The 7,409-nt window shown below is 58.5% G+C and carries 8 protein-coding genes and 1 pseudogene; 1 reads left to right on the forward strand and 8 read right to left on the reverse strand.

Features of this window, described 5'->3' with window-relative positions:
• Positions 1-259: pseudogene (locus ABYM29_RS13855) on the reverse strand (GIY-YIG nuclease family protein); the annotation flags it as partial.
• Positions 260-843: 584 nt separating this feature from the next.
• On the opposite strand from ABYM29_RS13855, the gene ABYM29_RS13860 reads away from it, so the two are divergent.
• Positions 844-1,743, forward strand: a complete 900-nt coding sequence (locus ABYM29_RS13860) for an integron integrase (RefSeq protein ID WP_372865372.1) — start codon at positions 844-846, stop codon at positions 1,741-1,743.
• Between the two features lies 1 nt (position 1,744).
• On the opposite strand, the gene lipA is transcribed toward ABYM29_RS13860, so the two are convergent.
• From lipA to ABYM29_RS13895, 7 genes are all read right to left on the reverse strand, one after another.
• Positions 1,745-2,731, reverse strand: coding sequence for a lipoyl synthase (gene lipA / locus ABYM29_RS13865; protein WP_372865374.1), 987 nt, complete (start codon positions 2,729-2,731; stop codon positions 1,745-1,747).
• A 22-nt stretch (positions 2,732-2,753) separates the two neighbouring features.
• Positions 2,754-3,359, reverse strand: coding sequence for a lipoyl(octanoyl) transferase LipB (gene lipB, locus ABYM29_RS13870; protein WP_372865379.1), 606 nt, complete (start codon positions 3,357-3,359; stop codon positions 2,754-2,756).
• Between the two features lie 68 nt (positions 3,360-3,427).
• Entirely contained in the window at positions 3,428-3,697 is a 270-nt protein-coding gene (locus ABYM29_RS13875) for a YbeD family protein (protein WP_372865375.1), read from the reverse strand.
• Positions 3,698-3,707: 10 nt separating this feature from the next.
• Positions 3,708-4,832, reverse strand: a complete 1,125-nt coding sequence (locus ABYM29_RS13880) for a D-alanyl-D-alanine carboxypeptidase family protein (protein ID WP_372865380.1) — start codon at positions 4,830-4,832, stop codon at positions 3,708-3,710.
• 94 nt (positions 4,833-4,926) lie between these two features.
• Positions 4,927-5,748: a septal ring lytic transglycosylase RlpA family protein gene (locus ABYM29_RS13885; RefSeq protein ID WP_372865376.1), complete on the reverse strand. Its 822-nt coding sequence runs from the start codon at positions 5,746-5,748 to the stop codon at positions 4,927-4,929.
• Complete coding sequence (gene mltB / locus ABYM29_RS13890) at positions 5,745-6,761, reverse strand: lytic murein transglycosylase B (RefSeq protein ID WP_372865377.1); 1,017 nt, start codon at positions 6,759-6,761, stop codon at positions 5,745-5,747. Before mltB ends, ABYM29_RS13885 begins: the two co-directional genes overlap by 4 nt.
• Before the next feature lie 58 nt (positions 6,762-6,819).
• On the reverse strand, positions 6,820-7,409 hold a 590-nt coding region (locus ABYM29_RS13895; protein ID WP_372865378.1), incomplete at its 5' end, for an FtsW/RodA/SpoVE family cell cycle protein.

The following is a 7,409-nucleotide window of genomic DNA, read 5'->3' on the forward strand; positions in this document are numbered from 1 at the left end:
AGTCTTTAGCTAAGTGGCTTTTTACTCGATCACGAATGCACTCAGCTTCGCCAATATAAATTGCACTCTTATTGGTTTCTGGGTCAGTGCCAGTTAAAAAATAGACTCCTGAGCTCAATGACTCTTCTCTTGCAAGAAGTTTATCAAACTCACTCCTTGGTCCAGAAACTGCTTTACCAGTCCAGTTTGAAAGTTCGGCCGTACGAAGTCTTTTGGGATCTCCATAAGCTAAAAATATTTTTAGTGTTGCCGTTGGCACATTCTCTCCTTACGTATAACAGCCTGTTAATGAGGACTCCGTCCTCATAATAATTATTATCGGGAAGGCACGATAATTATCGCCAGCATTGCAGGAGGCCCACAAGCCTTTGAAAAATTGAGAAATTTCATTGAGAGAATTCGCCAATGGAAAAAACGTGAAACCTTCACGATAATTCAGGGTGGGCAGGCCAGGAATTGGCGAGCTAGCGCCGTATTTCAGGGAGGAGTCGGCATCCATGTCACATTCACCGTTTTTGGCATCCATTCGCGAGTATATGATGGTGCGCCGCTATAGCTTGAGAACCATCAAGTCGTACCTGTACTGGACAGGGAACCTCTGCACAACCTAGCGATACCTCAGGCTTTGCATGAGTGTGTCAGGCAATGCGAAGTTGCGAAGGAAGGCTGGCTGCCTTTCAAGCAGCTTTAAAGCCGCATGACGTACTCATGCAAAGCCCCGCAGGGCGGTTCTTTGGGGTGCACTGGACGGCGTTGCCGCTCTCGCCAAGGACAACCAGCCTTGGCCTTCAAGCGGCGCCTTGCCAGCACACACCAAAGAGCCCGCTGAGATATTGCTAGGTTGTGCAGAGGTTCCTGAAGTATTTCATACTCTTTCACGGCAAGAAACATCCCAAAGAGCTTCCGCCCAGCGCGATAGAAGAGTTTTTAACGTTTTTGGCCACGCAGAGAAGGGTGTCTGCTGCAACACAGAGCATCGCGCTGAATGCGCTGGTCTTTTTGTATGACAAATTTCTGGGGCAGTCCGTCGGCGATGTCTCACAATTCCGCCGCGCCCACCGCCAGCGCAAGCTGCCGGTTGTACTCACCAAAGAGGAAGTCGGCCGGCTGCTTAGCCAGCTCGACGGTGAGCATCACCTTATGGCGGCGTTGCTGTATGGCTCAGGTTTGCGCCGCATGGAACTAGTGAGATTGCGGGTGAAGGACATCGACTACGACAATTTGCAGCTACAGGTCTGGAATGGCAAGGGCAACAAGCACCGTTTAACCACGCTGGCGCCGGAGTTACTTCCCGCACTCAGGCGGCAGGAGGGCCACGTAGCATTGCTGCTCGCCGAAGACATACAGCACCGGCAATACGAGGGCGTTTGGCTGCCCGATGCCTTAGCGCGCAAGTACCCCAATGCCAGCAAATCATTGCCTTGGCAATTTTTATTCCCGTCGTCCCGCTTGAGCCTGGAGCCAGGCACGCGCAAGCTCAGGCGACACCACAAAGATGAAACGGGCATCAACAAGCTGCTGCGCGCGGCGAGTCAGGCCGCCGGGATTCGCAAAGCGGTGGGCAGCCACAGCCTTCGCCATTCGTTTGCCACCCATTTGCTGCAAGCGGGCGCGGATATTCGCACGGTACAGCAGCAGCTGGGCCACAGCGACGTAAAAACCACAGAGATCTATACCCATGTGCTCAAGCAGGGCGCGCACGGCGTGCGCAGCCCCCTAAGCGGTTTGTTGGCAGACGCCTGAGTTATTTCAGCAGGCTGAGGTCGACTTGTTTGTCGGCGTGGTAGGAGGAGCGCACCATCGGGCCGCTGGCCACGCTTTTAAAGCCGAGGTCTTCGGCGATGCGGCCAAACTCTTCGAACTCTTCGGGGGTAACAAAACGCTCTACCGCCAAGTGGTCGCGACTGGGCTGCAGGTACTGGCCCATGGTGATCATGTCGACGTTGTGGGCGCGCATGTCTTTCATGACCTGAATCAGTTCTTCGGGGGTTTCGCCGAGACCGAGCATCAAGCCGGATTTAGTCAGCACGTCGGGGCGGCGCTCTTTGTATTTTTTCAGCAGGTCTAACGACCACTGGTAGTCGGAGCCGGGGCGAATTTTTTTGTACAGGCTGGGCACCGATTCCAGGTTGTGGTTGAACACGTCGGGCGCTTCTTTTTCGAGAATATCCAGCGCCACATCCATGCGACCGCGGAAGTCGGGCACCAGCACTTCTATGCGAATACCGGGGCTGCGCTCGCGGGTTTCGCGAATGCAGTTGGCGAAATGCTGAGCACCGCCGTCGCGCAGGTCGTCGCGGTCGACCGAGGTGATCACCACATATTTAAGCTGCATTTCACCAATGGCTTCGGCCAGCTCTGCGGGCTCGTTTTCGTCCAGGGCATTGGGGCGGCCGTGGGCGACATCGCAGAACGGGCAGCGGCGGGTGCAGATCTCGCCCATGATCATAAAGGTGGCGGTGCCGCCGCTGAAACACTCGCCCAGATTAGGGCAGGCGGCCTCTTCGCACACCGAGGCCAGCTTGTGCTTGCGCAGTATTTGCTTGATACGGCTGATTTCGGGGCTGGCGGGCAGCTTGGCGCGAATCCACGAGGGCTTAACCGGCAGCTCCACCGAGGGGATAACCTTAACCGGAATGCGGGCCACTTTTTCTGCGCCGCGCAGTTTTTCGCCCTGCACCACTTTTTTGGCTGCCGGGCGCTTGCTACCACCGATGTTCTGCTCGCTCATTGCTACTACCTCTGCCGGGCTGCTAGGGCAACTCGGGTAATTGATTGTCGTCCAGTACCGGGCTGTCGCTATAGTTCAAGCGCTCGGCCAGCTGGGCCGCCAGACTGTCCATCAGCTGCTCGACAGCGGGCGCCGGCTCGGGGCGCTGGCTGCGAATATCGGTAACGTCCATGCCCACGTGACCGCAGGGATTGATGCGCTGAAACACGCTGAGGTCCATGTCGACATTCAGGCTGAGGCCATGAAAACTGCAGCCGCGGCGCACGCGCAGGCCCAACTGGGCAATTTTGGCGCCGCTTTGCACATACACGCCCGGCGCATCGGCGCGCGGGTGGGCGGCAATACCGAGCTCGGCCAGGCTGTCTACAATACTCTGCTCGATGGCCGTTACCAGATCGCGCACGCCGATACCCAGGCGCTTGAGATCGATCAGTACATAGCCGACCAATTGGCCGGGACCATGATAAGTGACTTGGCCACCGCGATCGACCTGCACCACGGGGATGTCGCCAGGCATCAGAATATGCTCAGCCTTGCCGGCCTGGCCCTGGGTAAACACCGCCTGGTGCTGCAAGAACCACAGCTCGTCGGGGCTGTCGCCGCCGCGCTGATCGGTGTAGGCCTGCATCGCATGCCACACCGGCTCGTAGGCCTGCAGCCCCGCCAGCCGGCGCTGATAAAGTTTGCGAGTACTCACTACATCACCATTTTCACAACGCCGGTGGCCTTCAGATCAACGTGGATGCACTCCAGTTGCTCCTTGCCGGTGGCGACAATCGTCACGGTCATCGACAGGAAGCGGCCCTCGCGGCTCAAGCGCTCGGTAATACAGCCTTCGGCCAGCGGCCCGGCGTGCTGTTCCATCACTGCCACAATTTTGCGACGCGCCTCATCGTGGTTGTCGCTGATCACCTTAATGGGGTAATCACAGGGAAACTCGATTTTCGGTGGCTCTTGCTCAGTCACACTGCTGCCCTCAGGAAACCAGGTTCAAAAAGAACAGCACGATGCTGTCCCACAGGCGCTTGAAGATACTGCCTTCGTCGACGGTTTGCAGGGCAATCAGCGGCACCCGCACTTCGTCTTCGCCGTCGAGCTTCACTTGCAACTCACCGTATTCACTGTCGGCGGCGATCGGTGCCGTCAGCACCTCGTCGATAATCAACTGGGCATTCAGCGCGTCGACCTTGCCGCGGGGAATGGTCAGGTAAACATCGTCGCGCACGCCCAGCGGCACGCTGGTCTCAGCGCCCTTCCACACTTTGGCATTGGCCAGCTCGGTGCCCGCCGAATACAGGTGGTGAGTTTCAAAGTAGCGGAAGCCGTAAGACAGCAGCTTTTGCGTTTCGCGCTCGCGGGCGCTCTCGCTTTTTGCGCCCATCACCACCGAAATCAGCCGCATGCCCTCACGCTTGGCCGAGGTCACCAGGCAGTAACCGGCCTCACTGGTATGGCCGGTTTTCAGGCCATCGACACTGGGGTCGGTCCACAGCAGGCCATTGCGGTTGTTCTGGCGGATATTGTTGTAGATGAATTCTTTTTCGCTGTACAAGGCGTATTCATTGGGAAAGCCGATGATCGCCCGCGCCAGTGTGGCCAGGTCGCGCGCCGAGGTGTAGTGCTCGGGGTGGGGCAAGCCGTGGGAATTGACAAAGTGCGTATTGGTAAGGCCGAGCATCTGCGCGTGCTGATTCATAATGCCGGCAAAGGCGTCTTCGCTGCCGGCCAGGTATTCGGCCACCGCCACACTTGCGTCATTACCAGAGGAGATCACCACCCCCTTGTGCAGCTCGCCCAGGGTGACTTGCTTGCCCACTTCTATCCACATCAGCGACGACCCGGCAAACAGCGGGTTTTGCGCCCAGGCATTTTTGCTGATGGTAACCAGGTCTTGATTGCTGACCTGACCGCGCTCCAGCTCGTAAGACAGCACATAGCTGGTCATCAGCTTGGTTAAACTGGCCGGTGGCAGGCGCTGATCGGCATTGTGTTCAATCAGCACCTCGCCGCTGTCGGCATCCATCAACAGATAGCCCGAGGCGGCCACGCTGGGCGGCGCCGGCACCAGGTTTTGCTGGGCGACGGCCACATTCAGAGACATCACTGCGGCGAGAATCACAAACACTAAGCGTTTCAAAACAAGACCTTTTCGATTGGTTCTAAGAGTTATTGCAGCGGCCGCAGCCACTGCCCGATTAACGGCGTTCGTCGACAACCAGCTGCGGCTCGCCGGACCAGCGCCCGCGCAGCGCTTTGCGGGCGGCTTGCGCGGTGGCGAAGTCTGGCAGCGGGCCGATGCGCACACGGTGGATCGCCTGGGCGTCGGCCAGCTGACTGGCCACCGATACCGGGTAGCTCATCCCCTGGCGCAAGGACTCCTGCAAGGCCTGCGCCGATGCCAGCTGCGAGAAAGCGGCCACCTGCAGATAGTAATCGGCCACGGCCTGTTCGCCGCCGGTATTATCCGTGTCAATCACTTCAATTTCCACCGCTGCCGTGCCCTGCCGGGCAAAGCCCAGTTTTACCGCCGCCGCGTAAGACAGGTCGATAATCCGGTCTGAGTGGAAGGGGCCACGGTCGTTTACCCGCACCACCGCCTGTCGGCCGTTTTGCAGGTTGGTTACCCGAACGTAAACCGGAATCGGCAAGCTGCGATGCGCCGCCGACATCTCGTAGAGGCTGTAAATTTCGCCGTTGGCAGTGGCCTTGCCGTGGAACTTGGTGCCGTACCACGACGCCACACCGCGCTGCTTAAAGCCGCGGTGGTCGTCGACCAGATGATAGGTTTTTCCCAGCACCTGATAGGGGTTGCTGTTGCCCGCCAGCCGAATAACCTCGGCGCGCGGTGTCGCATCGGCAATGCTGCCGGGGTCCAGCACCTCGGGCGGGGCGCCATCCTGCTCGGTCGGCGTGATCAGCGGCCGCTGCTCGCCGGGCGCAATCGCCACCGGCTGATAGCTACAGGCCGCCAGCAGCCCCAGCAGGGCTGCGCACAAGGGTAAACAGCGCGGTATCATTTTGCAGCCACAGCGCCCCGGTATTGCTCAGCAATCAACTGACTGAGCTGGTGAGCCGCCAGCGCGTACATCGCGCTGTGGTTGTAGCGCGTGATCACATAAAAGTTTTGCAGGCCAACCCAATACTCGTCGCCCTTCGCGCCCTCCAGCTTCATCGCGGTGGCCTTTTGGCTGGGATCGAGCGGGCTTGCACTGGCAATACCGCCCAGTTTCAGCTCGGCCAGGGTTTTTGACGGCTTTAGGCCGGCATTGAACAGGGTCTCGTCAACGGGCTCGCTCAGTACCGCGGCGTCTACCACCGGCGCACCCATTGTCCAGCCGTGGCGGGCAAAGTAGTTGGCCACACTGCCAATGGCGTCGACGGGGTTGTTGACGATGTCGGCCTGGCCGTCGTCGTCAAAGTCGACGGCGTAAGCGCGATAGCTGCTGGGAATAAACTGGCCGTAACCCATGGCACCGGCGTAGCTGCCTTTAAAGCTCAAGGCGTCAAAGTCCTGTTCGCGCACCATCAGCAGATACTCTTCCAGCTGGCCGAGGAAGAAGGTGCTGCGGCGGGGGAAGTCAAAGCCCAGCGTCGCCAGCGCATCCACCACACGGTAGCTGCCCTTGTTGCGGCCATAGCGGGTTTCCACGCCAATAATGCCAACGATCATTTCCGCGGGCACGCCAAATTCTTTTTCGGCACGCGCCAGGGTGTCGGCGTGCTCCCGCCAAAAATCCACACCTTGGTTTATGCGTGAATCCTGAATGAATATCTTGCGATAGCGTCCCCAGGTCATCACCGACTCAGCGGGGCGCTCCATGGCGTCGATAATCGACTGCTTTTTTTCCGCCGCCGTTAACAGGCTCACTACCCAATCGCGGTCAAAACTGTGTTTTTCCACCATTTTATCGACAAATGCCGCGGCCTTTTCATGCTGGCTGTAGTCCGCCGCAGCCCCCAGCGGCGCAACCAATAACAGCGCCGCCGCAGCGCGGCGCAGTGGCGTGGAGATCAATTTGCTTAGTATCACGTTTATTCTCTCTTTTATTGCCTGCCCGCACAGCGGGCGCCTCAGCGCGGCGAACGCACTATTGATGCACCAGACGTTCGTCGGCGCAGATCCCCATCAAGATGCCAAAACCTACCAGCAATGTCACCAGCGATGTGCCGCCCTGACTCACTAGCGGCAGTGGCACACCCACCACCGGTAACAGCCCGGAGACCATTCCCATATTCACAAACACATAGACAAAGAAAGTGAGGATAATACTCCCGCCCAACAGCCTTCCGAAGCAATGTTTTGCCTGGGTAGAGATCCACACGCCGCGACCGATGATCAAGGCGTACAGTAGCAGTAATAACAGCACGCCGCGCAGGCCATACTCCTCGGCGAGCACGGCAATAATAAAGTCGGTGTGGCTCTCGGGCAGAAAGTCCAAATGCGACTGCGTTCCCTTCAGCCAGCCCTTGCCCTCAAAACCGCCGGAACCGATGGCGGTTTTCGACTGAATAATATTCCAGCCCGCGCCCAGCTTATCACTCTCGGGGTTAAGCAGGGTCAACACCCGGCGGCGCTGATAGTCGTGCAGCACAAACTCCCACATCGGCCACGCCGCTGCCAATAGCAAGCCAAAGCCCGAGGCAATTGTGCTTCCGCCGCCACTTCGAATGTCACTTC

This window comes from Spongiibacter sp. (genome assembly GCF_041602295.1).
In the GTDB taxonomy this organism is placed as follows: Bacteria; Pseudomonadota; Gammaproteobacteria; order Pseudomonadales; family Spongiibacteraceae; genus Spongiibacter.